Source organism: Myxococcota bacterium, assembly GCA_039030075.1.
Lineage (GTDB): Bacteria > Myxococcota_A > UBA9160 > UBA9160 > SMWR01 > JAHEJV01.
In genome coordinates this window covers 1-22,299 of record JBCCEW010000018.1, presented here as the reverse complement: position 1 = coordinate 22,299, position 22,299 = coordinate 1, and the positions used below count along the sequence as shown (strand labels likewise).

Annotated in this window: 40 protein-coding genes; 36 read left to right on the top strand and 4 right to left on the bottom strand. The window is 69.3% G+C overall.

The window, feature by feature from the left end; all coding sequences use genetic code 11:
- Window positions 1–21: 21 nt before the first annotated feature.
- From AAF430_18065 to AAF430_18030, 8 genes are all read left to right on the top strand, one after another.
- On the top strand, window positions 22–375 hold the full coding sequence (locus AAF430_18065) for a DUF6463 family protein (GenBank protein ID MEM7412139.1): 354 nt from the start codon (window positions 22–24) through the stop codon (window positions 373–375).
- A gap of 160 nt (window positions 376–535) precedes the next feature.
- Window positions 536–994, top strand: a complete 459-nt coding sequence (locus AAF430_18060; protein ID MEM7412138.1) for a RidA family protein — start codon at window positions 536–538, stop codon at window positions 992–994.
- 95 nt (window positions 995–1,089) lie between these two features.
- Window positions 1,090–1,257 (top strand): hypothetical protein, encoded by a 168-nt coding sequence (locus AAF430_18055; protein ID MEM7412137.1) that lies wholly within the window; start codon window positions 1,090–1,092, stop codon window positions 1,255–1,257.
- A 12-nt stretch (window positions 1,258–1,269) separates the two neighbouring features.
- Window positions 1,270–1,725, top strand: coding sequence for a GFA family protein (locus tag AAF430_18050; GenBank protein ID MEM7412136.1), 456 nt, complete (start codon window positions 1,270–1,272; stop codon window positions 1,723–1,725).
- A 40-nt stretch (window positions 1,726–1,765) separates the two neighbouring features.
- The gene (locus tag AAF430_18045; GenBank protein ID MEM7412135.1) at window positions 1,766–2,491 is read left to right on the top strand and encodes a class I SAM-dependent methyltransferase; all 726 of its coding nucleotides are present in this window, start codon (window positions 1,766–1,768) and stop codon (window positions 2,489–2,491) included.
- A 41-nt stretch (window positions 2,492–2,532) separates the two neighbouring features.
- A complete protein-coding gene (locus tag AAF430_18040; protein MEM7412134.1) occupies window positions 2,533–2,808 on the top strand; it encodes a hypothetical protein in 276 nt (91 codons plus the stop codon).
- A gap of 25 nt (window positions 2,809–2,833) precedes the next feature.
- Window positions 2,834–3,226 carry an MAPEG family protein gene (locus AAF430_18035; protein ID MEM7412133.1) on the top strand — a complete coding sequence of 131 codons (393 nt, stop codon included), beginning with the start codon at window positions 2,834–2,836 and terminating at the stop codon, window positions 3,224–3,226.
- 110 nt (window positions 3,227–3,336) lie between these two features.
- A complete protein-coding gene (locus tag AAF430_18030) occupies window positions 3,337–3,525 on the top strand; it encodes a hypothetical protein (protein ID MEM7412132.1) in 189 nt (62 codons plus the stop codon).
- A 7-nt stretch (window positions 3,526–3,532) separates the two neighbouring features.
- On the opposite strand, the gene AAF430_18025 is transcribed toward AAF430_18030, so the two are convergent.
- Both AAF430_18025 and AAF430_18020 read right to left on the bottom strand, forming a co-directional pair.
- Window positions 3,533–4,147 carry a DUF6624 domain-containing protein gene (locus AAF430_18025; protein MEM7412131.1) on the bottom strand — a complete coding sequence of 205 codons (615 nt, stop codon included), beginning with the start codon at window positions 4,145–4,147 and terminating at the stop codon, window positions 3,533–3,535.
- Window positions 4,148–4,162: 15 nt separating this feature from the next.
- A complete protein-coding gene (locus AAF430_18020) occupies window positions 4,163–5,542 on the bottom strand; it encodes an aspartate aminotransferase family protein (GenBank protein MEM7412130.1) in 1,380 nt (459 codons plus the stop codon).
- An 87-nt stretch (window positions 5,543–5,629) separates the two neighbouring features.
- Between AAF430_18020 and AAF430_18015 the strand changes: the two genes are divergently transcribed.
- From AAF430_18015 to AAF430_17980, 8 genes are read left to right on the top strand one after another with little or no spacing between them, the layout of a single operon-like run.
- The gene (locus tag AAF430_18015) at window positions 5,630–6,019 is read left to right on the top strand and encodes an EthD domain-containing protein (GenBank protein ID MEM7412129.1); all 390 of its coding nucleotides are present in this window, start codon (window positions 5,630–5,632) and stop codon (window positions 6,017–6,019) included.
- A 16-nt stretch (window positions 6,020–6,035) separates the two neighbouring features.
- Window positions 6,036–6,395: a GFA family protein gene (locus AAF430_18010; GenBank protein ID MEM7412128.1), complete on the top strand. Its 360-nt coding sequence runs from the start codon at window positions 6,036–6,038 to the stop codon at window positions 6,393–6,395.
- Between the two features lie 42 nt (window positions 6,396–6,437).
- Entirely contained in the window at window positions 6,438–6,929 is a 492-nt protein-coding gene (locus AAF430_18005) for a GFA family protein (protein MEM7412127.1), read from the top strand.
- Window positions 6,926–7,243, top strand: coding sequence for a TonB family protein (locus tag AAF430_18000; GenBank protein ID MEM7412126.1), 318 nt, complete (start codon window positions 6,926–6,928; stop codon window positions 7,241–7,243). Before AAF430_18005 ends, AAF430_18000 begins: the two co-directional genes overlap by 4 nt.
- The gene (locus AAF430_17995; protein ID MEM7412125.1) at window positions 7,227–7,622 is read left to right on the top strand and encodes a hypothetical protein; all 396 of its coding nucleotides are present in this window, start codon (window positions 7,227–7,229) and stop codon (window positions 7,620–7,622) included. The genes AAF430_18000 and AAF430_17995 overlap by 17 nt, the downstream gene beginning before the upstream one ends.
- Window positions 7,623–7,670: 48 nt before the next feature.
- Window positions 7,671–8,261, top strand: a complete 591-nt coding sequence (locus tag AAF430_17990; protein MEM7412124.1) for a 2-hydroxychromene-2-carboxylate isomerase — start codon at window positions 7,671–7,673, stop codon at window positions 8,259–8,261.
- Window positions 8,258–8,521 (top strand): cysteine-rich CWC family protein, encoded by a 264-nt coding sequence (locus AAF430_17985; protein ID MEM7412123.1) that lies wholly within the window; start codon window positions 8,258–8,260, stop codon window positions 8,519–8,521. Before AAF430_17990 ends, AAF430_17985 begins: the two co-directional genes overlap by 4 nt.
- A 28-nt stretch (window positions 8,522–8,549) precedes the next feature.
- Window positions 8,550–9,227 carry a DUF4336 domain-containing protein gene (locus AAF430_17980; GenBank protein MEM7412122.1) on the top strand — a complete coding sequence of 226 codons (678 nt, stop codon included), beginning with the start codon at window positions 8,550–8,552 and terminating at the stop codon, window positions 9,225–9,227.
- Between the two features lie 28 nt (window positions 9,228–9,255).
- Here AAF430_17980 and AAF430_17975 read toward each other — a convergent pair whose 3' ends face one another.
- Complete coding sequence (locus AAF430_17975) at window positions 9,256–9,660, bottom strand: GFA family protein (GenBank protein ID MEM7412121.1); 405 nt, start codon at window positions 9,658–9,660, stop codon at window positions 9,256–9,258.
- Between the two features lie 109 nt (window positions 9,661–9,769).
- On the opposite strand from AAF430_17975, the gene AAF430_17970 reads away from it, so the two are divergent.
- The 11 genes from AAF430_17970 to AAF430_17920 all read left to right on the top strand — a co-directional run bounded on the left by AAF430_17970 (window position 9,770) and on the right by AAF430_17920 (window position 15,360).
- The gene (locus AAF430_17970) at window positions 9,770–9,946 is read left to right on the top strand and encodes a DUF1272 domain-containing protein (protein MEM7412120.1); all 177 of its coding nucleotides are present in this window, start codon (window positions 9,770–9,772) and stop codon (window positions 9,944–9,946) included.
- A gap of 80 nt (window positions 9,947–10,026) precedes the next feature.
- Complete coding sequence (locus AAF430_17965; GenBank protein MEM7412119.1) at window positions 10,027–10,497, top strand: GNAT family acetyltransferase; 471 nt, start codon at window positions 10,027–10,029, stop codon at window positions 10,495–10,497.
- 178 nt (window positions 10,498–10,675) lie between these two features.
- On the top strand, window positions 10,676–11,110 hold the full coding sequence (locus tag AAF430_17960) for a hypothetical protein (protein MEM7412118.1): 435 nt from the start codon (window positions 10,676–10,678) through the stop codon (window positions 11,108–11,110).
- 47 nt (window positions 11,111–11,157) lie between these two features.
- Window positions 11,158–11,694, top strand: a complete 537-nt coding sequence (locus AAF430_17955) for a metal-dependent hydrolase (GenBank protein MEM7412117.1) — start codon at window positions 11,158–11,160, stop codon at window positions 11,692–11,694.
- A gap of 35 nt (window positions 11,695–11,729) precedes the next feature.
- Window positions 11,730–12,212 carry a GNAT family N-acetyltransferase gene (locus AAF430_17950; protein ID MEM7412116.1) on the top strand — a complete coding sequence of 161 codons (483 nt, stop codon included), beginning with the start codon at window positions 11,730–11,732 and terminating at the stop codon, window positions 12,210–12,212.
- On the top strand, window positions 12,209–13,090 hold the full coding sequence (locus AAF430_17945; protein MEM7412115.1) for an ADP-ribosylglycohydrolase family protein: 882 nt from the start codon (window positions 12,209–12,211) through the stop codon (window positions 13,088–13,090). The genes AAF430_17950 and AAF430_17945 overlap by 4 nt, the downstream gene beginning before the upstream one ends.
- A 124-nt stretch (window positions 13,091–13,214) precedes the next feature.
- The gene (locus AAF430_17940; protein ID MEM7412114.1) at window positions 13,215–13,598 is read left to right on the top strand and encodes a hypothetical protein; all 384 of its coding nucleotides are present in this window, start codon (window positions 13,215–13,217) and stop codon (window positions 13,596–13,598) included.
- Between the two features lie 46 nt (window positions 13,599–13,644).
- Complete coding sequence (locus AAF430_17935; GenBank protein MEM7412113.1) at window positions 13,645–14,307, top strand: hypothetical protein; 663 nt, start codon at window positions 13,645–13,647, stop codon at window positions 14,305–14,307.
- A 95-nt stretch (window positions 14,308–14,402) separates the two neighbouring features.
- Entirely contained in the window at window positions 14,403–14,699 is a 297-nt protein-coding gene (locus AAF430_17930) for a transporter suffix domain-containing protein (GenBank protein MEM7412112.1), read from the top strand.
- A gap of 46 nt (window positions 14,700–14,745) precedes the next feature.
- Entirely contained in the window at window positions 14,746–14,982 is a 237-nt protein-coding gene (locus AAF430_17925; GenBank protein MEM7412111.1) for an amphi-Trp domain-containing protein, read from the top strand.
- Window positions 14,983–15,072: 90 nt separating this feature from the next.
- Window positions 15,073–15,360: a hypothetical protein gene (locus tag AAF430_17920; protein MEM7412110.1), complete on the top strand. Its 288-nt coding sequence runs from the start codon at window positions 15,073–15,075 to the stop codon at window positions 15,358–15,360.
- A 24-nt stretch (window positions 15,361–15,384) separates the two neighbouring features.
- Here the strand turns inward: AAF430_17920 and AAF430_17915 are convergent, their stop codons facing one another.
- Window positions 15,385–16,329 (bottom strand): alpha/beta hydrolase, encoded by a 945-nt coding sequence (locus tag AAF430_17915; GenBank protein ID MEM7412109.1) that lies wholly within the window; start codon window positions 16,327–16,329, stop codon window positions 15,385–15,387.
- Window positions 16,330–16,452: 123 nt separating this feature from the next.
- Between AAF430_17915 and AAF430_17910 the strand changes: the two genes are divergently transcribed.
- The 9 genes from AAF430_17910 to AAF430_17870 form a co-directional block, all read left to right on the top strand.
- Window positions 16,453–16,836, top strand: coding sequence for a hypothetical protein (locus tag AAF430_17910; GenBank protein ID MEM7412108.1), 384 nt, complete (start codon window positions 16,453–16,455; stop codon window positions 16,834–16,836).
- A gap of 77 nt (window positions 16,837–16,913) precedes the next feature.
- Window positions 16,914–17,378: a TspO/MBR family protein gene (locus tag AAF430_17905; GenBank protein MEM7412107.1), complete on the top strand. Its 465-nt coding sequence runs from the start codon at window positions 16,914–16,916 to the stop codon at window positions 17,376–17,378.
- A 58-nt stretch (window positions 17,379–17,436) separates the two neighbouring features.
- Window positions 17,437–17,874: a hypothetical protein gene (locus AAF430_17900; GenBank protein MEM7412106.1), complete on the top strand. Its 438-nt coding sequence runs from the start codon at window positions 17,437–17,439 to the stop codon at window positions 17,872–17,874.
- A 102-nt stretch (window positions 17,875–17,976) separates the two neighbouring features.
- Window positions 17,977–18,357, top strand: a complete 381-nt coding sequence (locus AAF430_17895; GenBank protein ID MEM7412105.1) for a phosphopantetheine adenylyltransferase — start codon at window positions 17,977–17,979, stop codon at window positions 18,355–18,357.
- 75 nt (window positions 18,358–18,432) lie between these two features.
- Window positions 18,433–18,963 carry a hypothetical protein gene (locus AAF430_17890; protein ID MEM7412104.1) on the top strand — a complete coding sequence of 177 codons (531 nt, stop codon included), beginning with the start codon at window positions 18,433–18,435 and terminating at the stop codon, window positions 18,961–18,963.
- Entirely contained in the window at window positions 18,960–19,607 is a 648-nt protein-coding gene (locus tag AAF430_17885) for a hypothetical protein (protein MEM7412103.1), read from the top strand. Before AAF430_17890 ends, AAF430_17885 begins: the two co-directional genes overlap by 4 nt.
- Before the next feature lie 39 nt (window positions 19,608–19,646).
- A complete protein-coding gene (locus AAF430_17880) occupies window positions 19,647–21,092 on the top strand; it encodes a thioredoxin family protein (protein MEM7412102.1) in 1,446 nt (481 codons plus the stop codon).
- Entirely contained in the window at window positions 21,089–21,610 is a 522-nt protein-coding gene (locus AAF430_17875) for a UGSC family (seleno)protein (GenBank protein MEM7412101.1), read from the top strand. Before AAF430_17880 ends, AAF430_17875 begins: the two co-directional genes overlap by 4 nt.
- A gap of 23 nt (window positions 21,611–21,633) precedes the next feature.
- Window positions 21,634–22,299 (top strand): hypothetical protein (locus AAF430_17870; GenBank protein MEM7412100.1); only part of this gene is annotated, 666 nt, incomplete at its 3' end.

Below are 22,299 nucleotides of genomic sequence, written 5' to 3'. Positions count from 1 at the left end.
GCGCGCATCGCGGCGTTTTTCGTGAAGGCACCTGTCGGCACCTCTCTCCTGGTCATCGGAACCCTGCACACGCTGTTCGCGTTCGTGCCCTTCGGGACACTCCTCGGCGAGATCGTCGCCGACGGTGTGTTCCAGGCGGCGGAGGGCGCCGAGCGGGGCCAAGCGTTCTGGTTCTTGATCGCCGGCCCGCTCTTCATGCTCTTCGGCGTGAGCACCCGGCGTCTCGAAGAGGCGGAGCTGGCGTTGCCGCGGTCGCTGGGGTGGGGGCTCCTCGCGGTCGCGGTCCTCGGTGTGGTGGTGAAACCCGTCTCGGGCTTCTGGCTGCTCTTGCTGCCCGGAGTCCTCGCCGTTCGCGGCATGCCAGAAGAAGCGTGAGACGCCGCACACGAAACCGGAGCCAACCGATGAGCCAGCCGTACCTCCGTCACGCCGAGCGCAGCGCCGCGTTCCGGGACGCTGGCGGCAACACCTGGTACATCTCCCGGTTCACGGGTTGAAGCCCGCCCCTCGTCGGGGGCAGCCAGGGAAGAGAACCATGCGCATCGAAGCACACTTGAAGGAGCTGGGGATCACGCTCCCCACCGCAAGCAATCCCGCAGCGAACTACACGAACTGCGTGCGCACGGGAAACCTGCTCTTCGTCTCCGGGAAGGGGCCGCTCCCCGAAGAGGGATCGCCGCCGAAAGGGAAGCTCGGGGCGGAGTTCACGACGGAACAAGGCTACGCCTTCGCGCGATCGACGGGTCTCGACATCCTCGCCGCCGTCAAGCTGGAGCTCGGTGATCTCGACCGGGTCGAGCGCGTGGTCCGCCTGCAGGGCTTCGTCAATGCCACCGCCGACTACGAGCAACACCCCCAGGTCTTGAACGGCTGCTCGGACCTCATGGTCGAGGTCTTCGGCGACCGCGGAGTGCACGCGCGCTCGGTGCTGGGCGCGATCTCGCTCCGCGCGAATCTCCCCGTTGTCATCGAGTCCCAGTTCGAGGTGCGGTAGCGCTCGGACGGCCGAAGCCGCGCGTGGGCTAGGCTATCTCGGGAACACGGCCGACCCGCCTGTCTGCTGAGCGACCGTGTCCGGGTAGGTAAGCGATGCCTCGACTCCTGTTCCCCCTCCTGCTCCTCGCGTTCGGCTGCGCGTACCTGCCGGCCGAGAGCGCGGAGCCGGCGACCTGCGAAGGCGAGCACGACGCCGAACTCGACGCCGAGTGCTACCCGGCCAGCCGGGAACTCCTGGGCCCCTTCGACGGTCCGACGTGAGGGACTAGCGGCATGCGGATCGACGCCGAGGGAGGCTGTGTGTGTGGCGCGGTTCGGTACCGCTTCGCGGGCGAACCGATCGCGTACTACCAGTGCCACTGTCGCGACTGCCAACGACAGACCGGTTCCGCTTTCGGCCTCTCGATGATCGTGCGCCGGGAGGACGTGACGTCTCTCGCCACGGCGCCCGACGCGTTCGGAATCGACATGGAGGACGGCCGCAAGCTCCGCGGCCGCTACTGCCGAGCGTGCACCGCGCGCTTGTGGGGCGAGCCCGTCCAGGTTCCTCAGGTGCTGGTCCTGCGGCCGGGCACCTTCGACGAGCCGGTGCCCGAGGCACCCTTCGGCGACATCTGGACCCGCCGCGCGCACCCTTGGACGGCGCGCACCGCAGGGCCCCAGTTCGAAGGGCAACCCGAAGACCCGCTGGCGATGGTGCATGCGTGGCAAGGGCGGCCGCGGCGCTAGCCGACGCGTCGGCGTCGCAGCTTGGGCATACTCGGGCGCCATGGCCCGCTACGACACGATCGGACAGGGCTACGCGCAGGCGCGACGCTCGGATCCCCGCCTCGCAGCGCGCATCCTCGCCGCCCTCGGCGACTGTCGGAGCGTGGTGAACGTCGGCGCGGGGACGGGCTCCTACGAACCTGTCGACCGGTCCGTCTTGGCCGTCGAACCATCGCCCGTGATGATTCGCCAGCGCGCTCCCAGCGCGGCGCCCGTCGTGCAGGCCGCGGCGAGCCATCTGCCGTTCCGCGACGCGGCTTTCGACGGATCCCTCGCGATCCTCACCCTCCACCACTGGACCGACCTCGATCGGGGGCTCCAGGAGCTGTCCCGGGCGGCCCGAAAGCGCACGGTGATTCTGACCTACGACAACGACGCCGAGGGATTCTGGCTCACCGAGTACTTCCCACAGATTCGCGCTCTCGACGCAGTCTCGATGCCCTCGATCGAGCGGATCCGGAAACAGCTGGGACGCGCGGAGGTGTTCGACGTTCCCGTTCCCGTTGATTGCACCGACGGATTCCTCGGCGCCTACTGGTGCCGACCGGAGGCCTACCTGCGCCCCGAGGTACGGGCCGGGATCTCGGTGTTTGCGAGCCTCGACGAGCCGGAGGCGGGTCTCGCGCGACTCCGCGACGACCTGGCGTCCGGAGCCTGGGAGCAGCAGTACGGCTGGGTGCGTGGCCGAAGCGAACTCGACGTCGGCTACCGTCTGCTGGTGGCCTGAAGCGCGCGAGGCGTCGGGCGCAGGGATCGAAGGAAGGGGCCGTGCTCGAACGCGTTTCGTTCTGGTTGGCCTGGGCGCTGTTCCTCGGCAACGTCGCGGTCAAGGCCGCGAAGGTTCCCGCAGAGGGAACCGGCGAAGCCGTCGTCGTGATTCTCACCTCCTTCTGGCCGGTCGTTGCGGTCAGCGCGTTGCTCGTTGCACTGCTGTGGCTGGTACCCGTCGCCCGGACCGCTCTCACCGTGATTCTGGTCGTGGCGAGCGTCTTGACGGTCGACCTGTTGATCACCCTCGATGCGTACCGAGGAGCCGATTCCTGAGCGCCCGCCCCCACCCGAGGAGTCCATGTTCGAGACCTACGCCAGTTCGATCGCCGCCCTCGGCGCCGTCGCCGGCCTGCTCCTGCTGCAGGTCCTGGTGGCCGACGTCGTCGGCATCCTGCGGAGGCACACGCCCGGTACAGCAGTCGAGGGAAATCACAGCGAACTCTTGTTTCGCGTGTCGCGCACCGTCGCGAACGCGAACGAGAGCATCGCCGTCTTCGTGTGCGCGTGGCTCTTCTGCGTCCTGGGAGGCGCCTCGCCCGAGCTCACCGCCTGGGCCGCGTGGGCGTACCTCGCGTTCCGGTGTCTGTACGCCGTCTGCTACTACGCGAACTGGCAGCTGCTGCGGTCGGTGTGCTTCGGTCTCTCGGTGCTCGCGCTCGCGGCGCTGGTAGGCGTGGGCGTATTCGCCTAGCCGAACGCAGCTGGGGTGCTTCAGGGCGCAGGCATTCTGCTGCGACCGCGTCGCGCGGGCCGTGCGGAGCGCGACGCACCGATGGCACGCGCCTTGCGGACAAGCGGCTCGTGGCGGCAACCGAACAGGACCGGCTGGAGGCCGAGGTCGCGAAGCTCCGGCTCGAAGCCGAGAAGCTGGAGATCGAAGTGCGGCGCCTGCGCCAGCCCGCGTGGCGCCGCGCCGCGCTCTGGCGCTCGCTCCTCGCGAGTCTCGCGGTGGGGGCCGCGGTGTACGCCGCGATGCAACGCGCGCTCTAGCGCGGGTTCAGGCGCGCGCGTCGAGCCACCCCACGCGCCGGGCCCACGCCAGGATCTCGGCCTGGCGATCTGCGTAGGGCTTCGGAGCGCGACCGCCTTCCTGGCGAACCTGCTCGCGTACCTCACGAACGCTCTCGGCGAGCGGCGGCAGCCCCACCTCCCGACGCCGCGCATCGACCTCGTCGGGGTTCTCGATCTCCCAGGGGCTCATCTCTCCCGCCGCGTCCCAATCGATCTGCGTTCCGTAGCGCTGGGGTCGCCGCTCGTTGAAGCGAATGCGATCGAAGAGGACCGCGTGAAGCCTCGCAGGCGCCTCCCCTTCCTGGACGGCTGCCTCGAGGAGCGCGCGGCAACGGCGCTGGAATTCCGGCTCGCCGATCGCATGGACGGCCACGATCCACGCCGCTTCGACGCCGTCTTCGCCCACGTGACTGGGCAGGGGCCAGCCCTCGTCGTCGAGGAGGGCGTCGAGCGTCTGGGCGTTCTCGCGATGCACGGCCTCCATCTCCGGGTGGTAGGTCTCGTAGAGCTCGCCGCGATCGACGAGCTCTTGACGCTTCTCGGTATCGCGCGTGATCAGTGCCAACAGCTTCGCGCGAAGCTCCGGGTTCGAAGGGTGCACCGCCGCGATCCGGGGTCAGTCGCGCCGCAGCGACGGGCGCTCGCGCTCGATCCCGGGCCGCAGCTCGGTGAGCACGTCGTCGAGCGCCGCGAGGGCGAACGCGACGTCGGCGTCGCCCATCGGGGTCGAGACCGCGTACATCAGCCGGCTCGCGCTCATCACTCCGCGCTGCAGCATCGACAGATGCAACCAGGTGCCGACTTCGCCCGCGCCGATCATCGCGTGCAGGCTGTCTCGCGAATCCTGCAGGGGTGTGTCCGAGAAGTGCAGGTTCGAGAGCGATCCCATCCCGACGGCCTGTCCGCGAATGCCGTGGCGTGCGAAGGCGTCGTTCGCGCCCTGTCGGAACGCCTCTCCGAGCTGGTTGATGCGATCGATCTCTGCCGCATCGAGCGGTCGCATCGCCGCGAAGCCGGCTGCCATCGACAGCGGGTTCCCGCTGAAGGTGCTGGAGTGCATTACCGGCGGCGATTCGTCCGGGTGGAAGACCTGCATCAGATCGGCGCGCCCACCGACGGCTCCGATCGGAAGTCCGCCCCCGATGATCTTCCCCATGGCAGTCAGGTCCGGCGTGATGCCGTGGTGTGCCTGCGCCCCGCCCAGATGGACACGCAGGGTGATGACCTCGTCGAAGATCAGAATCACCCCATGCTGAGCGGTCTCCTCCCGCAGGGCCCGCAGAAAATCGGCCGAAGCGGGAATCATGCCCAGCGACCCGAGCACGGGTTCGACGATCACCGCCGCCAACTCGTGGGCATGCTCGCGGATCAGCGAGCGGGCATGCTCGGGACGGTTGTACGGACACACGACGGTGTCCCGGAGCACGCTTTCCGGCACGCTCTTGTCGACGGGCACGGCGTGGGGCGCTTCGATCGGTCCGCACTGGCCGGGGAGCGGCACCATGCTCACCTCGGCCATCTCGTAGCTGCCGTGGTAGCCCCCCTCCATCTTCATGACCTTCTGGCGCCCGGTGACCGCCCGCGCGCAGCGCAGCGCCATCTGCGTGGCTTCGGTCCCCGAGCTGGTGAAACGCAGCTGTTCGACGCTCGGGACGCGCTCCCGGATGAGGGCACCGAGCGACACCTGGGAGGTCGTCGGTGCGGCGTAGGCCGAACCGAGCTCGGCTTGTGACTTCAGCGCGTCCACCACCCGCGGATCCGCGTGGCCGTGGATCAAGGACGTGAAGTTGTTCATGAAGTCCAGGATTTGATGGCCATCGGCGTCGTAGAGGTGCTGCCCCGCCGCGCGTTCGACGAAGACCGGATAGGGCGCGAAGTGCGCGCTTGCCCGGGTGTCCCCACCCGGGAAGACCGCGCGGGCCTCGGCGATCAACTGGCCCGAGATCCGGGCCCAATCCTGGTACTTCGCGTAGATCGCGTCCCCGAACTCGCTCATCGCGACGGTCTCCTCGCTGGCTCCGGGTTCATCATCGCCCGAATCGCGTTCGGAAACCAAGGGCAACGCCGCTGCTACCTTGGCGGCATGGTCAAACTCAGCTTCGCGCTCCGACGGCTCCCGCATCTCACCCACGCCGAGTTCTCGACCTACTGGTTCGAGACCCACGGCCCCCTGGTTCAGAGTCACGCCAAGGCGCTCCGCATCCATCGCTACGTGCAGACCCACGGACTCGAGCACCCGATCAACGAGGGCTTCCGTGCGGGCCGGGGTGGCCCCGAGCCCTACGACGGTGTGGCCGAACTCTGGTGGACCAGCCTCGACGATCTCGGTGCCGCGACACAAACGCCGGAAGGACAGGCGGCCGGCCAGGCGCTGCTCGAAGACGAGAAACGCTTCATCGACCTCGCCAACTCGCCCCTCTGGATCGGCGAAGAGCGCCTGCTCGTGGATGGCGGTGAACCCAGCGGCGGTTGAGCGCCGTGGTGCGCCCATGACGGGAGCGGCGGGCGAACGCACGGGCCGCTGCGCCTGTGGCTCGGTGCGGTACACGCTCACCGCGGAGCCGCAGGAGGTCGTGCTCTGCCACTGCGAAGACTGCCGACACGCGACGGGCGCGACGGCGGTGACCTGGTTGCTGCTGCCGCTCGGCGCGTTGGTCTTCCGCAAGGGAACGCCGGCCTCGCGCGAGTCCTCGCCCGACGTCACCCGCGTCTTCTGCCGCGGATGTGGCACCCAGCTGGCTTTCCGCGACGCGCGCGACACCTCCATCGCGGTCACGCTTGGTAGCCTCGACGACCCGTCGGGCTTCGCCCCGACACAGCAACGGTACGAAGCCCAGAAGCTATCCTGACCCGACCGTTCTTCACCTCTCCCCAGCAGCGAGGACCGACGCGTGCGACTCGAGGGTTCGTGCCACTGCCGGGCCGTGCGGTTCCGACTGGACTCGCCGCACCCCTACCCGTTCAACCTCTGCTACTGCTCGATCTGTCGCAAGACCGCGGGGAGCGGCGGGTATGCGATCAACTTGAGCGGCGACTACGCGACCCTCGAGGTCGAGGGTCGCGAGCAGCTGCGTGTCTACCAGGCGATGATTCAGCGCGAAGGCGATCATGCTCCCGAGCAGAGCCCGGGACAGCGACACTTCTGCGGCAACTGCGGGAGCCCCCTCTGGCTGTGGGACCCGCGCTGGCCCGAACTGGTCCACCCGCTCGCCTCGGCCATCGACACTCCCCTGCCGGTTCCGCCCGAGCGCACACACCTGCTCCTTGGTTCGAAGGCCGACTGGGTCGTGGTCCGCGCCGATTCCGGCGACCAGGAATTCGACGGCTACCCGAAAGAGTCGATTGCCGCGTGGCACGAACGCCTGGGACTCGTTCAGACGTGACTCGGCCGGCGGCGCTGGTGTGGCTCGCGATCGCACTCGGGTGCGCATCCCCGGCTCCGCCGAGCCGCGTCGTCGAACCGGGCTTCGTCGACGTCGCCTACGACATCGCGCCGAGCGGCGCGACCCGGAACGTGCGTGTCGTCCGTTCGGAGCCAGCGGGCGTGCACGACGCGATGGCACTCCGGATCGTGCGGCGGTGGCGATTCACGCCGCAACTCCGCGAGCGCCGGGCCGTCTGGGTCCACGACCAACAGGTCACACTCGACTTCGACGAGCGCGGCCAGAGACTCGGCTCCCATGGACGTCTTCGCTGAGCTGAAGCGGCGCGTGGCGCGCCACCCTGCGCTGCGCGTCGACGCACGCGAGGACGCCATCGAGGTCTTTCCCGAGGGCGATTCCACGTTTCCCGTGGCCCTCCTTCGCGAAGGCAACCGCTTCCTCGTGCACTTCGCGGGCTGGTACGAGCGCTTCGACTCGGCGCGCGAAGCCCTCGATTGTGTGTCGTACGGCCTGTTCGGCGCGTGCAGACTCCGCGTCTGGTACCGCGGCGAGACCGCCCATCGCTGGGCGCTCGAAGAGGAGCGGCAGGGCGATTGGAGGGAACACAGCCGCCAGAGTCTGCGCTGGTTCCCCTTCTGGAAGCCCGTTCACGTCCGGGTTCTCGAGAACCGACTGCGACCCGGCGACTCCTAGCCGGTCGAGTCGGGTACGCTTCGCACAGCGCTGTCGCCGGAGCCTCCCATGCCGATCGAGTTCTGGTTCGAGTTTGCGAGCACCTACTCCTACCCAGCCTCGCAACGCGTCGAAGCGTTGGCCCGGGAGCGTGGTGTCGATGTCGTGTGGCGGGCGTTCCTGCTCGGACCGATCTTCCACACGCAGGGCTGGAACGACTCCCCGTTCAATCTCTATCCGGTGAAGGGGCGCTACATGTGGCGCGACATGGAGCGGATCTGCGCGGCGCAGGGCGTCGACTTTCGAAAGCCGTCCGAGTTCCCGCGCAACGGCCTGACCGCCGCCCGTGTCACCTGCCACCACGCGGAGGAGCCCTGGGTGCCCGAGTTCGTTCGACGCGTCTACCACGCGAACTTCGCGGACGACCGGAACATCGCATCGCCCGAAGTGTTGACCGACTGCCTGAACGCAGCGGGTGCCGACGCCGAGACCGTCCTCGCCGCGGCCGTGAGCCCGGACTCGAAGCAGGCGCTGCGCACACAGAGCGAAGAGGCAGCGGAGCGCGGCCTCTTCGGCGCGCCGTCGTTCCTCGTGGGCGACGAGCTCTTCTGGGGCAACGATCGCCTCGAAGCCGCCTTGAATTGGGCGACGCAGGCGTGAGCGATCCGGCCCAGCCGAAAACCGGCGTCTGCCCGCTCTGCAGCCAGCCGAACGCGTGCGCGCTGGCCCGCGCCGAGGCCGGAGACGCTGCGCCTTGCTGGTGCGCGGCGCGCTCCTTCCCTCCCGACCTGCTCGCCCAGGCCGCGCCCACCGCGTGTATCTGTGCAGCGTGCCTCGACGCTCATGAGACGTCCGGCGAGGCGGATGCATCTCCGGCATACTCGAGCGGCGCGCCCAAAGGGGACGGAAGCGACTCCTAGGAGCCTGCTTCCCTTCCACGGAGCTTCGATGCAACAGCTCGCGCCGGACCTCTTCACTGCGGAGGCCCCGCTCCGTTTCGGTGGACTCGAAGTCGGCTGCCGCATGACGGTGGCGCGTCTGCCCGACGAGAGCCTCTGGGTCCACTCGCCGATCCCGCTCGACGACGCCCTGTGCCGCGAAGTAGAAGCTCTCGGGCCCGTGCGCGCCCTGTTGGCGCCGAACCGCCTGCATCATCTCTACGTCGGTGACTGGCAAGCCGCCTTCCCCGACGCCACGCTTCATGTGGCTCCGGGCCTCGAAACGAAGCGGCCCGACCTGAAGATCACCGCGGTTCTCGGCGACGTGGCGCCTGCAGAATGGGGCGACGCACTGGACCAGGTGTTCTTCGCGGGATACCCGTTCGCGAACGAGGTCGTCTTCTTCCACGCACCGAGCGCGACGCTCATCGCCACCGACATCGCCTTCTACGTGCGCGATCGTCACCCGTGGCTGACGCGGTGGGCCTTCCGGTTGCTCGGCTCCTTCGACCAGCTCGCGCCGTCTCTGATCGAGCGGGTGATGATCCGAGACCGCCTCGCGTTCCGTCGTTCCCTCGATCGCGTGCTGGCCTGGCCCTTCGAACGCGTCGTGGTGTCCCACGGCGACGTCCTCGAATCCGGGGGACGCGAGGCCCTGCGCAGCGGCTACGCCTGGCTTCCGGCCTGATCGCAGACCAGCGGCCTGCGGGCGTTCGTCACTCGCCCGGATTGCGCCCGAAGTGAGGTACGGCCTCGGGCAGGGTGAACCAGCGCTGGCGGCTGTCCGTCCACACGTGAAGGATGGGCGCACACTCCGACGGATCGTCCAGGGTGCCCGCCTTGACGTTGCGCGTCGTCGGGTTCCGCTCCAGATCGTGGTACAGACGCGTCCCGCAGATGCCGCAGAACGCTCCGGCCACCTCGAGCCCGCTTTCTCCCACGCGCGAGTACACCTGCACGTCGCCCTGGTCGAGATGAAACCCGTCGCGCGCGACGATCAGGCTCATCCCGAAGGCACTGCCCGATTGGCGCTGACACTCGCGGCAGTGGCACGCGGTGACGGCCTTCGGAGGGCCTTCGATGCGATAACGAACCGCGCCGCATTGACAGCCACCGGTCATGGCATGGCTCCCTCCTCTCCGGCGAGGGTACCGCGGATGCCCGACGCTCTCCGGTTTCCGTGATAGCCTTCGCACCTTCATCCCAACGATTTCCCGGACGAGTCGTGCCATGGCTCTCGATAGGAAGAGCGCCTGCGAGAAGTGCGACGGTGCCCTGCCGATGCGCGCCGAGGCGTGCCTCTGCGGCTTCGACTGCACCTTCTGCTCGGATGGCACGACCCTCATGGTCGCGCGCTGCCAGAGCTGCGGCGGTGAGCGGGTCCGTCGTCCGAAGCGAGAGCGTTAGCGCCGCACGAGCCCGTTCCGGCCGCGGCGCCCCCTGCGTCGTGGGGCGTCTTCGGTTCGGACGAACCCAAGGAGTGTCCCATGGCCTCGCGACCGATCGTCGCACCGTACGCCCCCGACGACCACGAAGGGGTCGTCGCGCTCTGGCGCGCGGTGTTTCCCGATGCCCCCGCGCGCAACGACCCGGTGCTCGACATCCGTCGCAAGCTCGACGTGCAACCCGAGCTCTTCCTGGTAGCGCGGGTGGGAAGGGGCGTCGTCGGCACGACGATGGCCGGCTTCGACGGACACCGCGGCTGGCTACATCTCGTGGCCGTCGATCCAGAACGGAGACGCGAAGGGATCGGCGCCGGGCTCTTGCGCGAGGCGGAACGGCGACTCGCCGCACTGGGCTGCCCGAAACTCAACCTGCAGGTGCGCGCGTCGAGCCCCGAGGTCGTCCGCTTCTACGAACGCCTCGGCTACGCGGTCGAGCCGCGCATCAGTATGGGGAAGGTCCTCGCAGCGGGCGAAGCGATCGAAGATCCGCGCTTGCCGAACACGTCGCCGTGATGGCGTTCACCGCAGCGCGATTCAGCGGTCCCAGCCCGAGCGCGCGGCGGCGTGAACGCGCGCCGGGTGCCCGCCTTCCCAACCAGCGCTTCGCTCTGGCATACTGCAGAGAGGGATGCGCTCGGCCATCGCGGCAAGGCGCTCCGGGGGCCGATCGCCCGTCCACGGGATCCGCTCCATGCAATTGGTCCTTTCCGCCCTCGTCTCGTGCTCGCTCGTCTTGAGCGCCCTCGGGTTCTGCGGGCATTGGTGGCACAACCTGGGTCCGCCTCCCGGGGCTCCGATCGAGCCTGACGGCGGTTGGCACCTCCGGGCGCCGTTCCGACAGGCCGCGCTTCCGCCGCCAGGGGCGCCGGAGTTCCCCGAGGCGCCGGGCGGCTCCCTCGATCAGGCCTACCGGGACGCCTGTCAGCGCTATCTGGCCAGCGAGCGTGTCGCCCAGCACCCGGGTGGCACCTCGAGGCTCCACGGCGAGCTCGCCGCCGAACTCAGCAGGATGGAGCACTTCCACTGGCAGTACCGGTGCGCCTTCAACGAAGACTGGTGCGCGCGACGTCAGGATCAGTTGCAGTTGGCGGTCGCGTGCCTGGCTGCGTCGCTCGGTCTGCTGTAGGCGGCGTCACATCGGAGACGCGCGCCCCTCTGGCATACTGGGGCCACGTGCCGAGTGCCTTCGCCCATGCTGCCATCGGCGGCGCACTGTCGACCTGGGGGCCGCGCGGCGGACCCCGCTGGCTGCCTTGGTGCCTGCCCGCGCTCTCCGCCGCGCCCGACCTCGATGTCATCGGTTTCTGGTGGGGCATCCCCTACGGCCACCCTTTGGGTCACCGGGGCTTGACCCATTCCCTCCCGTTCGCGGCCGCGGTGGCAGGCGCGATCTACGCACTCCTGCGTGGGCGGCCGTTCGCGGGTCGCATCGCCGTTCTCTGCGGCTTGGCCGTCGCGTCCCACGGCCTGCTCGATACGTTCACCAACGCCGGGCTGGGCGTCGGCTTGTGGATTCCCTTCGACGCTGCGCGCCACTTCGCCGAGTGGCGTCCGATCTCGACCTCACCGCTGTCGGTCCGGGCGTTCTTCTCGACGACCGGGCTGGCCATCGTCACGAACGAAGCCTTCTGGGTCGGGTTGCCCGCAACCGCGATCGCCGTCGCCGGAGTCTCGTTTCGCCGACGCGCCCGACGCGATGGCTCCGCGTGAGCGACCGCCAGCCGCGCATCCGCGCGAGCGCTCCGATGAGCGACGATCTCCCTGACCTCATCGCGCTCTTCGCGGACCCGCGCGTGGGAGCCACCCTCGGTGGCCAGCGCTCGCCAGACGAGAGCGAAGCCGTGCTCCGGCGCTGGCGAACCCAGTGGAAGGATCGGGGCTTCGGCCCGTGGGTGTTTCGCGAGACCGTCTCCGCATCTGGGTCTGGATCTGGAAGCTTCGTCGGATACGCGGGCCTCGCGCCTGCCGACGCGGTCGAGCCCGGAAGCGTCGAGCTCCTCTACGCCGTGCGCCCCGCGCTGTGGCGGCAGGGCTACGCCTCCGAGATGGGACACTGGGTGCTGCACGTCGCGCCCCGACCGCCGGGGTGCGAGACCGTCGTTGCCTACACGCTCCCCAGCAACGCGGGCTCGCGTCGGGTCCTCGAGAAGCTCGCGTTCGCGTCCGCGGGAACCATCACCCACACCGGGCTTCCCCACCTGCTGTTCCGAGAAGAGGTATCGCGTTGAGCGCCGACGCCTCGCCTCGCGCGCGAGCCCGGCGTTCGCTCGACGGTCTCTCGATCGGCGATGCCTTCGGTGAGACCTTCGCTGCGACCCTTGCGGGGGCGCAGACGTCGCCCGCCCGCAGGCTGCCACCCGGACCGTGGCGAACGACCGACGACACGGTGATGGCCCTCTCGATCGTCGAGAACCTCGAGACCCACGAGAGCATCGAGCCCGACGCCCTCGCACAGGCGTTCGCGGCGCGCTTCGTCGCCGATCCGAACCGCGGCTACGGACGCGGAGCGCAGCGTCTGCTTCGGCAGCTCGCCGAGGGCGGCGACTGGCGCGACCTCGCGCGTGCGGCCTTCCGCGGGGAGGGCTCGCTCGGCAACGGAGCCGCCATGCGCGCCGCACCGATCGGCGCCTACTATGCGGGCGACCCCGAACGTGCGGCGCAGGAAGCCGCGCTTTCGGCGCGCGTGACTCACGCCCACCCCGATGGCGTGGCAGGCGCCCAGGCGGTGGCCGTCGCTGGCGCGCTGGTTCATGCGTCGATGGTTCCGGGGGAGCGACTCGCGGCCGTGGCCCAGGCGCTTGCGCCGAGCCCGGTCCGGGATGCCCTCGAGCAGGCCGCGACGCTGTCCGAGTGCGCGCCTTCGGAAGCGGCCGCGCGGCTCGGCAACGGAGCGCGCGTCACGGCCCTCGACACCGTGCCCTTCGCCCTGTGGCAGGCGGCGCACGCGCCCGACTTCGAACGCGCGCTCTGGTCCACTGCGGAGGCCGGCGGAGACACCGACACCACCTGCGCGATCGTGGGCGGCCTGGTGGCGTTGCGCTCCGACGCTGCGGTTGCGCTCGACGCGTGGCGCCAGCACCGCGAACCGCTCGATCTCGTAGGCTGAAGCTCCAGCCCGACGTCGAGCGCGGTACCCCAGCCCGGCGATGCCCCTGATACGCGGCGCAAGGACACGTTACGGTTTCACTGCGATTGGAACCGACTCCCCGTGTGATCACTCCGGAGATCCCATGTCCTCGCCGCCCGACTCCGCTTCCGACGAACGTCCCGCCGACGCGGTGGGAGCCGAGCCGAACGATCCGGAGGAACGCGCCCTCGCCGACCGCCTCGTGAACTACGCGGACGCGGTGGTAGCCCTCGCCGTCGTCGGAGCTTCGGGTGTGGGCGTGGCAATCGCCGATCCGGACATCCGCGAGTCCTTCACCAGCGCGGCGTTCTTCATCGCAGCAGGCAATCTGGTCGCTGCGGCCCTCTACTCGGCGCTGATCCAACTCTGCGTCGTTGGGAGCTCGACCTGCGCGAGGGGCTACCGCCAGCGCCGAAGGCTCGGCGCTACGCCAGTCGCCTCCACGTCGCTCGCCTCGCCCTCGTCTGGATCGCAGCCCTTCAGGTGATCGGGATGATGTGGCTGATCCGGCCCTGATCCCCGAGTCTTCCTCGATGCATTTCTCCGACCTCACCCCGCTCCTCGATCCCGCGCGCCTTCCCTACACGAGCGGCATCGAGCGTCTGCCCGACGGCGTGCTGCACGTGGCCGTCCTCACCCGCATGCCCGGCGTCACACCCGCCATGTTCGAGTGGTGGTTCGCGCGCTACTTGCAAACCACCGAGCACTACCGTCGCTGGCATCCGCGCGACCACCTCTGGATGGACTGGGAAGACAAGAGTCCCGAAAGCCACATCGGCGCGAAGCATCTCGTGCACGAATTGATCGGCGGCAAACTCCAGAAGTTGCGCATCGCCTTCGAAGCGCCCGAGGAGTTCTTCGGGGACGCACTGGCAGCCCACCCGGAAGCCGTCGCGGTATGTGCGCGCCCGGGGCTCCTCGGTCACCCGATCGAACTCGGTCGCCTCGTACATCTGGCGCTTCCCACGAGCTGGGGCTGCGAACTCCACAGCCGCTTCTGGTTGGGGATGGTCCACGGCACCGGTCGCATGGGTTCCGTCGTCGATCGCATCGCGAACCGTTCCTGGCTGCGCAAGATCGCCGCGAGCGACCAGGCGGGGCGCGCGCTCCAGGTGCATTGCCACGAAGAGATGACGACGCTCGCGGGCTTCCTCCCGGAACTCTTCGCTGCAGAGACCGGCCCCTCGGGCGTCTAGCTGCACATCCGCGCCAGCAATTCGTCTCGCCGTAGCAGAGCGGCCGAGGTGAATTCCGGTTGTGGAACCGGGAGCGACGGGGAATCCTCCCGGTCGTGAACGAACCCGAGGCGGAATCCGCCGCACCCGAACCCCGCAAGGCATCCCCGTGGTCGCGCTTGGGGGGTGGCTTGATCATGCTGTCCTTCTTGTTGTGGGTTCCCCTGCCCGCGATTCCCTTCCTGTCGATGGCGACCACCGACAAAGCGCTGTTGGGCGGCGGGCTCGCCGTCTCTGCCGAAGTGGCTTTCTGGGGCGGCGCGTTGCTCGCCGGCCCCGAGGCCGCCCGACGCGCGCGCTCGTGGTGGCGACGACGCGAGAAGGGCTCGGGTTCGCCGAGCATCGAGACCTAGCCACGAACCACCGATGCGCGCCCGCGCACCCACGGAGAAGGAAGACATGGCCCAGCACAAGCGCCGCGCCAAGCGCGACGTGGAAAAGGACTATCCGTCGAAGCAGTTCGTCGCGAAGCTGCGGCGCCTCGCGGACTGCATCGAAGACGGGAAACGCTTCCGCATCCAGATCGCGGGGGAGCGGATCTCGGTGCCGCCCGACGCCACGATCAACCTCGAGCACGAGCGCGGGTCCGGGGAAGAAGAGGTCGAGTTCCAGCTGAAGTGGTCCCTCGACGACTGAGGCTGCCCGCGCGATGTCCCCGCCGACACGGCGGGTCGCGATAGACTCCCGCCGACGCTGCAGGCCACGCAGCGGAACGCGGGGGATGCGATGCGACGATTCTGGCTCTGGCTCGGCGTCTGCGGACTGGCCACGGGAGCGGTGTGCGTGGAGTTGGCCTCCGCCGATGCCGAACCCGCCGGCCACGACTGCGTCGAACCCGAGCGCCCGGCGGACATGCGCGATCGCGAGGCAGTCGCGGCCTTCGTGGAAGCTGCGAATGCCTACGGAAGCTGTCTCGAGGACTACATCGACGCCGAACGCCTGGCCGCCCGCCGCCATACGCAGGCGGCCGACGCGGCGATCGATACCTGGAACGCCTTCGCCGCCACGCTCTAGCCGGCGACAGGCAGGGAGCCCGCGCTAGGCCTGGAGACGCCGCTGCAGCGTCTCGATCGCCTCCCGCGCGCTGCGTTTCGACACGGGTGCCTCGGCGACGAGCACCGACCCGTGGAACGTTCCCGGGTACGAATGCAGCTCGACCGAGACGCCTGCTTCGAGCAGCGCCTGTGCATAGCGGATGCCCTCGTCGCGCAGCGGGTCGAACTCCATCGTCGAGACGTAGGCCGGCGGGAGGCCGCGCAGATCCGTCGCCCGAGACGGCGCCGCATAGGGCGATGGGGTCCCCGCGTGGTCCGGGCCCAGATAGTGGCGCCAGCTCCACACCGCGTTCGGGCGATTCCACATCGGCGTGTCCTCGAAGGCGCGCATCGACGGTGTATCGAGTCGATCGTCGAGTTCGGGGATCTCGAGGAGCTGAAAGCACAGGGCCGGCCCCCCGCGGTCGCGGGCCATCAGCGCCGTGCCCGCGGCGAGCCCGCCGCCCGCGCTCTGACCGGCGATCGCGATGCGTGCTGGATCGACGCCCAGTTCGGAGGCGTTCTCGGACATCCAGGACAGGGCCGCGTAGCAGTCCTCGATGCCGGCCGGGAAGGGATGCTCCGGCGCGAGTCGATACTCGACCGATACGATGACGGCGTCGAGGACGGAAGCGACCAGCTGGCACCACGGGTCCATCATCTCGATGCTGCCCATCAGAAAGCCACCGCCATGGATCTCGAACACGCCGGGGCGCAGCCCGTCCGCCGGTGCCTTGGGCCGATAGATGCGGACCGGCACCGGCGGATCGCCGTCGCAACCGGGAACCGTGCGGTCCTCGAGGGTCACGTCGTCACGATCGGGAGGCTTCGGCAAGGCCGCCCGCGCGGCGCGGATCTCGCGGATCGAGTCGAGACTCGAGAGGTCGCTGACCGTGGGCAAGAGGTCGAGAGCGGGCACCAGGTCGGGGTCGTACGCGTAGCGGCTCATGCGGGCAGAGTAGCCGCGCGGGTTCGCCGTCCGGGGAGAATTCAGGCCCGGGCGGAAGAAGAACGCGCCGTGGCTCGAGGGGCACGCGGCCGCTTCTGGTAGCGTGGGGTTTCGGAGGTCTCCATGTTCGAACGTCTCGTCGCCATCGCCTTCACCGTCACCGCCCTCGCCTGCGCGACCGGGAGCGGCACCGACGGCAACCGCTGCTTCGTCACGGCCGAGCACCAGGATCGGTTGGGCGCGCTCCTCGACGGGGCGAAGCTGATCCCGGTGTTCGCCGACGGTCAGATCTACGGCCAGCAGCTGGTGCGGCTGGAGCCGGGCAGCCACTTCGCGAACCTCGGCTTCCAGTCGGGAGACACGATCGTGTCGGTGAACGGCGACCCGGTGAAGAGCACCGAGGGGTCGACCTATCTCCTGTGTGTACTCGGAGGCGCCACCGCCGCCCAACTCGGCGTCGAGCGCGGCGGTGCCCCGCTCGAGCTGACCTTCCAGCCCGCGAGCTGAGCGGGTTCGAGCCGACCGTCCACGAGCTCATGGGTACGCGCGTCGGCGGGCCGGCCTGCTGCCGCTAGGGTCGAGGCGTGCAACACATCGGAGCCCTCCTCGTCTTCCTCGCGCTCGTCTTCGCCGCAGGGGGGTTCGGCGCGCAGTTCACGCCAGGCGAGTGGTACGCCGCGCTGCGGAAGCCGCCCGGGACCCCTCCGAACGCGGTGTTCGGACCGGTGTGGACAGTCTTGTACCTCGCGATCGCCGTCGCGGCGTGGTGGATCTGGCGGGTTCGCCACGAACGTGAGGCCGCGCGTCCCGCGCTGGCACTCTGGGGAACGCAGCTCGCCCTGAATGCCCTTTGGTCCTACCTCTTCTTCGGGCTCCACTGGATGGGTGTCGCGCTCCTCGAGATCGCGGTGCTCGGGGTGCTGGTCGCGTGGACCGCGCGGCGCTTCCATGCGCTCGTCCCGAGCGCGGGTCTGCTGCTCCTCCCCTACCTCGCCTGGGTCGGATACGCGTCGTATCTGAACGCAGGTCTTTGGTGGCTCAACCGCTAGCGACTGGGTCTGCGCGCGGTGCGACACGCTTCGCCGTCGATCTGGTAGCGTCCGCGGGATGAGGAAGACGCCCGTCCACCAACTCCTGCTCGTCGTTCTGGCCGCGGTCAGCGCGGCGGGTCTCGGTGCCTGTGGCAGCGAGACGCCGTCCGGGGAGACCACGGGCTCTGGCTCTGGGGCGTCCGGTTGGCCCGTGCTTCCCAGCAGCGGCTTCATCGTTGGCCGCGCTGCCAGCATGGCCGACGTCGAGTCGGGAGACGCGGTGTTCGTCGCCCAGGTCGGAGAGAGCATCATCGGCGTTCCCCTCGATCTGCAGATTCCCCAGTACGCCTACCTCACCGACGCCGGCGGCTCGGACCGCATCCGGGTGATCATCGTCCAGGCAGAGAACGCAGGCGGCACGGACATGATCGGGTACCTCCAGATCGACGATGGCAGCCAGGGCGTCGGGACGCTGGCCGAGTTCGAGCTGCTCGGGATCATTCCGCCCGAGTGAGCTCCCCGCGACTCCCGGCGCGCTGATCGGAGCGGCGTGGCCCCATCCGCGGGCGTCGCATTGGACCTGGGAGAACGCGCCGCTTCGCACCAGCCTTGCGGCATGGAAACCGTCGCCCGAATCGGCTTCGCCCTCGCCGGTCTGATCAACGCCCTGCCCGTCGTCGGGGTCAGTGGCGTCTCGCGCCTGGAAGGCCTCTACGGCATCCCCTTCGAAGGCTCCGACCTCGAGATCCTGATGCGACACCGGGCGGTGATGCTCGGGATCGTCGGCGGGCTCCTGCTCGCGGCGGCGCGTTGGCCGTCGTTGCGCCCTCCGGCCGCAGTCGCCGGTTTCGCCAGCATGCTCTCCTATCTCTTCCTCGTCGCATGGGTGGGAGAGCCCAACCCGGAACTCGCCCGCGTGGCCGGTGTCGACGTATTCGCGGTCGCGGCTCTCGGCCTGGCCTTTTGGGCGCATGTCCGCTCGGATCGACAGCGCTAGCGACTGTCTGCGGCCTTCCCCTTCGTGGTACGGTGCCGCGATGCGCCAACCCGTTTCCTGCGTCCGGTCCGCGTCATGCTGATGGATCACCTGCCCACCCTCGCCAACCTCGCCGAGGTGTTGGGAGCCGTCACGATCCTGGGCGGTGCGATCTTCGCGATCATCCAGATCCGCGAAGTGCGGGCCCAGCGCCGCGAGACGGTGACCATCGAGCTTTCGCGCGCCTTTCAGTCGCCCGCCCTCATCGAAGCCATCGAGCGCATCCGCGACCTACCCGATCACGTGAGCGCGGAAGACCTGCGCGCGCGCGGCCCCGAGTACGAGCGGCTCGCCATCATGATCACGACCCACTACGAGACCATCGGCTTCATGGTGTTTCGCCGTGTCGCGTCCTATGAGATCGTGCGAGAACTCACGGGCGGGTTGGCGGTCGTGATGTTCCGCAAACTGGACCGCTGGTTGGACACGGTCCGGGCCGAGCAGAATCAGTCCTCCTGGGGCGAGTGGTACCACTGGCTCGCCGAGCAGCTGATGAAGGACGGCGAGCACAAGGAGGCCAATCCGGCCTACGAGCGGTACGCCGACTGGCGTCCGAGCGGGCCGTGAGCCTCGGTGCGCGCATCGCCGCGGGCCTTTGGCTCGGTGTGCTCGGCGCCGTTTTCTTCTTCGTCGGTGAGTTCTTCCTCGCCGACGAGACCCTTCTGATCGACCCGAGCCGCGATCCCGACGCCTTCGTGGCCATGGTCACCAGCCGCGACTTCGCCTTCTTCGCCGGGCGCGGCCTGGTCGGCATCGCACTCGAGGTGGTGGGCGCCTTTGCGCTCTATCTCTACCTCGCACCCACCCGCAGCGAGGCCTGGGCGTTCTGGGGCTTCCTCCTCGCCACCCTCGGCGATCTGTTCGGGGCCGGGAGCTTCGCCCTGCTGTACGTGGCGCTGCCCGGGATCGGCGCCGTCGCCCAGACCGAAGGCCCGGCCATGCTCGGCGCCGTTCAGGGCGGGGAGTTCCTGTTCGTTCTCAACGGTGTCCTCACGCTCCTCGGGCTCGTGTGTTTCGCGGTCGCGATTGCGCGTTCGGATCGCCTGCCCACCGCGTCGGGCCTCTGCGTGCTGCTCGGCTTCCTGCTCGTCCCCGTGCCCGTCTTCGCGATCCAGTTGCTCGCGAACGCGCTGTGGGGCGTCGGTGCCGTCTGGATGGCGTGGGTGGCGACGCGCAACCGGGGGGCCACGCCGTCGGCGGCGGCCATCTGATAGGCTGGCTCGGTGCGCGTCCCCGCGCGAGGAGCCCGTATGTCCGAGACCGCCATCCCCACGCTTCCGTCCGGCCTCGTCGCCGTGGTGAAGCGGGCCTGCCCCACCTGCGAGACCGTCGCCCCGGTGTTGCGCGAGCTCGCCGAGCAGACCGCGCTCACCGTCTACACCCAGGACGACCTCGGCTTCCCGGAAGGTGTGTCGCCCGTCGACGACACAGGCCTCGGCGTTTCCTACCACCATCAGATCGAAACCGTGCCGACGCTGATCCGCGTCGAGAACGGAGCCGAGGTCGATCGGGCCATCGGCTGGCACCGCGGCGACTGGGAGAAGCTCACTGGCATCGGCGGGCTCGGAGAAGGCTTGCCCGAGTGGCGCCCGGGCTGTGGCTCCCGCAGCGTTGATCCGGACGTCGCGCCGGACCTGGCGGTGCGCTTCGAGGGACACAAGCTGGCGTCGCGCCGCATCGAGCTCGCCAGCATGGAAGACGAGTTCGAGGCCGCCTACGCCCGCGGCTGGAGCGACGGACTGCCGGTGGTACCGCCCACCGAGAAGCGGGTGCTGGCCATGCTCGCGGGCACCACCCGGCCCGCAGACGAAGTGGTCGCGACGGTACCGCCGAACCTCGTGCCGGTGACCGTCGAGAAGGTCGCCATCAACGCGGTGATGGCCGGCTGCCTGCCCGAGTACCTGCCGGTGGTGATCGCCGCCGTCGAGGCCGTCTGCACGGACGAGTTCAACATCCACGGTGTGCTCGCCACCACCATGCCCGTCGGACCGGTCGTGGTGGTGAACGGACCGATCCGACGCCGGATCGGGATGAACAGCGACAAGAACGTCTTTGGTCAGGGCAACCGCGCGAATTCCACGATCGGGCGCGCGCTACAACTCGTGATCCGCAACGTGGGCGGAGGTCGCCCCGGCGAGGTCGACCGCGCTGCCCACGGCAACCCGGGGAAGCTCGGCTTCTGCTTTGCGGAAGACGAAGAAGGGTCGCCGTGGACCCCGCTGTCGACGGACTTCGGCGCCGACGAAGGCACCGACACGGTCACGCTCTACACGGGCGAAGGACCGCGCTGCATCGTGGACCAGCTCTCGCGCGAACCCGAATCCCTGGCGCGCACCCTCGCCGTCAACCTGCGCTCGCTCCACCACCCGAAGCTCGTGCTCGCCTTCGACTGCCTGCTCGCGATCGGACCGGAGCACTCGCGGATCTTCCGGGAAGCGGGCTGGAGCAAGCAGGACTTGCTCGGTCGTTTGAACGAGCTGCTCCTGATCCCCGGCGCCGAGCTCGTGCAAGGCGCCGGCGGTATCGCCGAGGGCCTGCCCGAGAGCGTCGCCGACAAGACCCTGCCGAAGTTTCGCCCCGGAGGGCTGCTGATCGTGCACTGCGGTGGCGGCGCCGGACTCTTCTCTGCCATGATTGGTGGCTGGGCCTCGGGCGCCGTCGGAAGCGTGCCCGTGATGCGGGAGATTCGATCATGACCCGACTCGTCCTCGACCCCACCCACGAGCAGGAAGCCGCCCACCGCGAGCGCCTGCCGCGGCTCGACAGCCTTTCGGGTCGCAAAGTGGGTCTGCTGGACATCTCGAAGGCGCGGGGAAACCTCTTCCTCGATCGCATCGAAGAGCGCCTGCGCGAGCACGGCGCCGACGTCGCCCGCTACTCGAAGCCCACCTTCACGAAGCCCGCCCCGCCCGACCTGCGCCAGGAGATCGCGGTGCAATGCGACGCGGTCGTCGAGGCGCTGGCCGATTGAGGCAGCTGCACGTCGTGCAGTGTGCACGACACGGTGGATCTCGAGGCCCGCGGTGTACCGAGTGTCTTCATCGCCACGACCGAGTTCGTGGACGCAGCGGAAGTGCAGGCAAAGGCGCTGGGTGCCGACCCGGCGGCGGTGTTCGTCGAGCATCCGATCCAGGACCGCACCGACGCCGAGATGAGCCAGATCGCCGACAAGGCGGTGGAGGCGATTCTCGAGAACCTGGTCGCGTCGGCCTGAACCGACTGCGGGGTCCGCGGAGAGTGGAACGATTCGGACGCCGGCGCGGGTGGGCGATCACCTTTGCAGCCGCCGTGATCCTCGCGGCGCTGCCGGCGAACGCCGGTTGGCGCGTCTTCGCGTCACAGGCGGGCCGCTTCGAGGTCGAGTTTCCCGAGCATCCGAAGCTCCGGGAACGCGAGCGGGGTACGCCCCTCGGCGCCGTCCGCGAGACGAAGCACATCGTCGACCTCGCCGACGAAACCCACGTCGCCATCGAAGTCCACGACATGCCCTGGCTCGCCACGCGCCTGGTGCCGAGCCGATCCATCCTCGATCAGGTGCGCTCGGGCATCCTCGAGGACAGCAGCGCCGTCGAGCTCCAGAGCCAGGAGTCGGTGCACCAGGGCGAGCCGGCGATCGACTTCACCTTCCGGCTGCCGAACCTGCGCGTCGAGCGCGCCCTCGCGATCCTGGTCGACAGCCGTCTCTACGTCTTGACCGGTCGCGCGGCGGACGCGCCGCCGGACGACCACCCCACCATCCTGCGCTTCTTCGACTCGTTCCGTTTCTGGCGAGAAGGCGAAACGCCGGATGGAGAGGCCCCGGGCGCGGGGGCCCCCCCCGGGGGCGCGCCGGGGGGGGTGGGAATCCGCCACCCCAAGCCCCACGCCGGGAAACAAACCGGCCGCCCCCCGCGACCCCCCCCC

What these genes read in the sequence shown, in the direction of transcription:
- AAF430_18060 (MEM7412138.1), top strand. Translation starts at nt 536, where the DNA reads ATGCGCATCGAAGCACACTTGAAGGAGCTGGGGATCACGCTCCCCACC.
- AAF430_18055 (MEM7412137.1), top strand. Translation starts at nt 1,090, where the DNA reads ATGCCTCGACTCCTGTTCCCCCTCCTGCTCCTCGCGTTCGGCTGCGCG.
- AAF430_18050 (MEM7412136.1), top strand. Translation starts at nt 1,270, where the DNA reads ATGCGGATCGACGCCGAGGGAGGCTGTGTGTGTGGCGCGGTTCGGTAC.
- AAF430_18045 (MEM7412135.1), top strand. Translation starts at nt 1,766, where the DNA reads ATGGCCCGCTACGACACGATCGGACAGGGCTACGCGCAGGCGCGACGC.
- AAF430_18035 (MEM7412133.1), top strand. Translation starts at nt 2,834, where the DNA reads ATGTTCGAGACCTACGCCAGTTCGATCGCCGCCCTCGGCGCCGTCGCC.
- AAF430_18020 (MEM7412130.1), bottom strand. Translation starts at nt 5,542, where the DNA reads ATGAGCGAGTTCGGGGACGCGATCTACGCGAAGTACCAGGATTGGGCC.
- AAF430_18015 (MEM7412129.1), top strand. Translation starts at nt 5,630, where the DNA reads ATGGTCAAACTCAGCTTCGCGCTCCGACGGCTCCCGCATCTCACCCAC.
- AAF430_18010 (MEM7412128.1), top strand. Translation starts at nt 6,036, where the DNA reads ATGACGGGAGCGGCGGGCGAACGCACGGGCCGCTGCGCCTGTGGCTCG.
- AAF430_17995 (MEM7412125.1), top strand. Translation starts at nt 7,227, where the DNA reads ATGGACGTCTTCGCTGAGCTGAAGCGGCGCGTGGCGCGCCACCCTGCG.
- AAF430_17990 (MEM7412124.1), top strand. Translation starts at nt 7,671, where the DNA reads ATGCCGATCGAGTTCTGGTTCGAGTTTGCGAGCACCTACTCCTACCCA.
- AAF430_17980 (MEM7412122.1), top strand. Translation starts at nt 8,550, where the DNA reads ATGCAACAGCTCGCGCCGGACCTCTTCACTGCGGAGGCCCCGCTCCGT.
- AAF430_17975 (MEM7412121.1), bottom strand. Translation starts at nt 9,660, where the DNA reads ATGACCGGTGGCTGTCAATGCGGCGCGGTTCGTTATCGCATCGAAGGC.
- AAF430_17970 (MEM7412120.1), top strand. Translation starts at nt 9,770, where the DNA reads ATGGCTCTCGATAGGAAGAGCGCCTGCGAGAAGTGCGACGGTGCCCTG.
- AAF430_17965 (MEM7412119.1), top strand. Translation starts at nt 10,027, where the DNA reads ATGGCCTCGCGACCGATCGTCGCACCGTACGCCCCCGACGACCACGAA.
- AAF430_17960 (MEM7412118.1), top strand. Translation starts at nt 10,676, where the DNA reads ATGCAATTGGTCCTTTCCGCCCTCGTCTCGTGCTCGCTCGTCTTGAGC.
- AAF430_17950 (MEM7412116.1), top strand. Translation starts at nt 11,730, where the DNA reads ATGAGCGACGATCTCCCTGACCTCATCGCGCTCTTCGCGGACCCGCGC.
- AAF430_17940 (MEM7412114.1), top strand. Translation starts at nt 13,215, where the DNA reads ATGTCCTCGCCGCCCGACTCCGCTTCCGACGAACGTCCCGCCGACGCG.
- AAF430_17935 (MEM7412113.1), top strand. Translation starts at nt 13,645, where the DNA reads ATGCATTTCTCCGACCTCACCCCGCTCCTCGATCCCGCGCGCCTTCCC.
- AAF430_17925 (MEM7412111.1), top strand. Translation starts at nt 14,746, where the DNA reads ATGGCCCAGCACAAGCGCCGCGCCAAGCGCGACGTGGAAAAGGACTAT.
- AAF430_17920 (MEM7412110.1), top strand. Translation starts at nt 15,073, where the DNA reads ATGCGACGATTCTGGCTCTGGCTCGGCGTCTGCGGACTGGCCACGGGA.
- AAF430_17915 (MEM7412109.1), bottom strand. Translation starts at nt 16,329, where the DNA reads ATGAGCCGCTACGCGTACGACCCCGACCTGGTGCCCGCTCTCGACCTC.
- AAF430_17910 (MEM7412108.1), top strand. Translation starts at nt 16,453, where the DNA reads ATGTTCGAACGTCTCGTCGCCATCGCCTTCACCGTCACCGCCCTCGCC.
- AAF430_17900 (MEM7412106.1), top strand. Translation starts at nt 17,437, where the DNA reads ATGAGGAAGACGCCCGTCCACCAACTCCTGCTCGTCGTTCTGGCCGCG.
- AAF430_17895 (MEM7412105.1), top strand. Translation starts at nt 17,977, where the DNA reads ATGGAAACCGTCGCCCGAATCGGCTTCGCCCTCGCCGGTCTGATCAAC.
- AAF430_17890 (MEM7412104.1), top strand. Translation starts at nt 18,433, where the DNA reads ATGCTGATGGATCACCTGCCCACCCTCGCCAACCTCGCCGAGGTGTTG.
- AAF430_17880 (MEM7412102.1), top strand. Translation starts at nt 19,647, where the DNA reads ATGTCCGAGACCGCCATCCCCACGCTTCCGTCCGGCCTCGTCGCCGTG.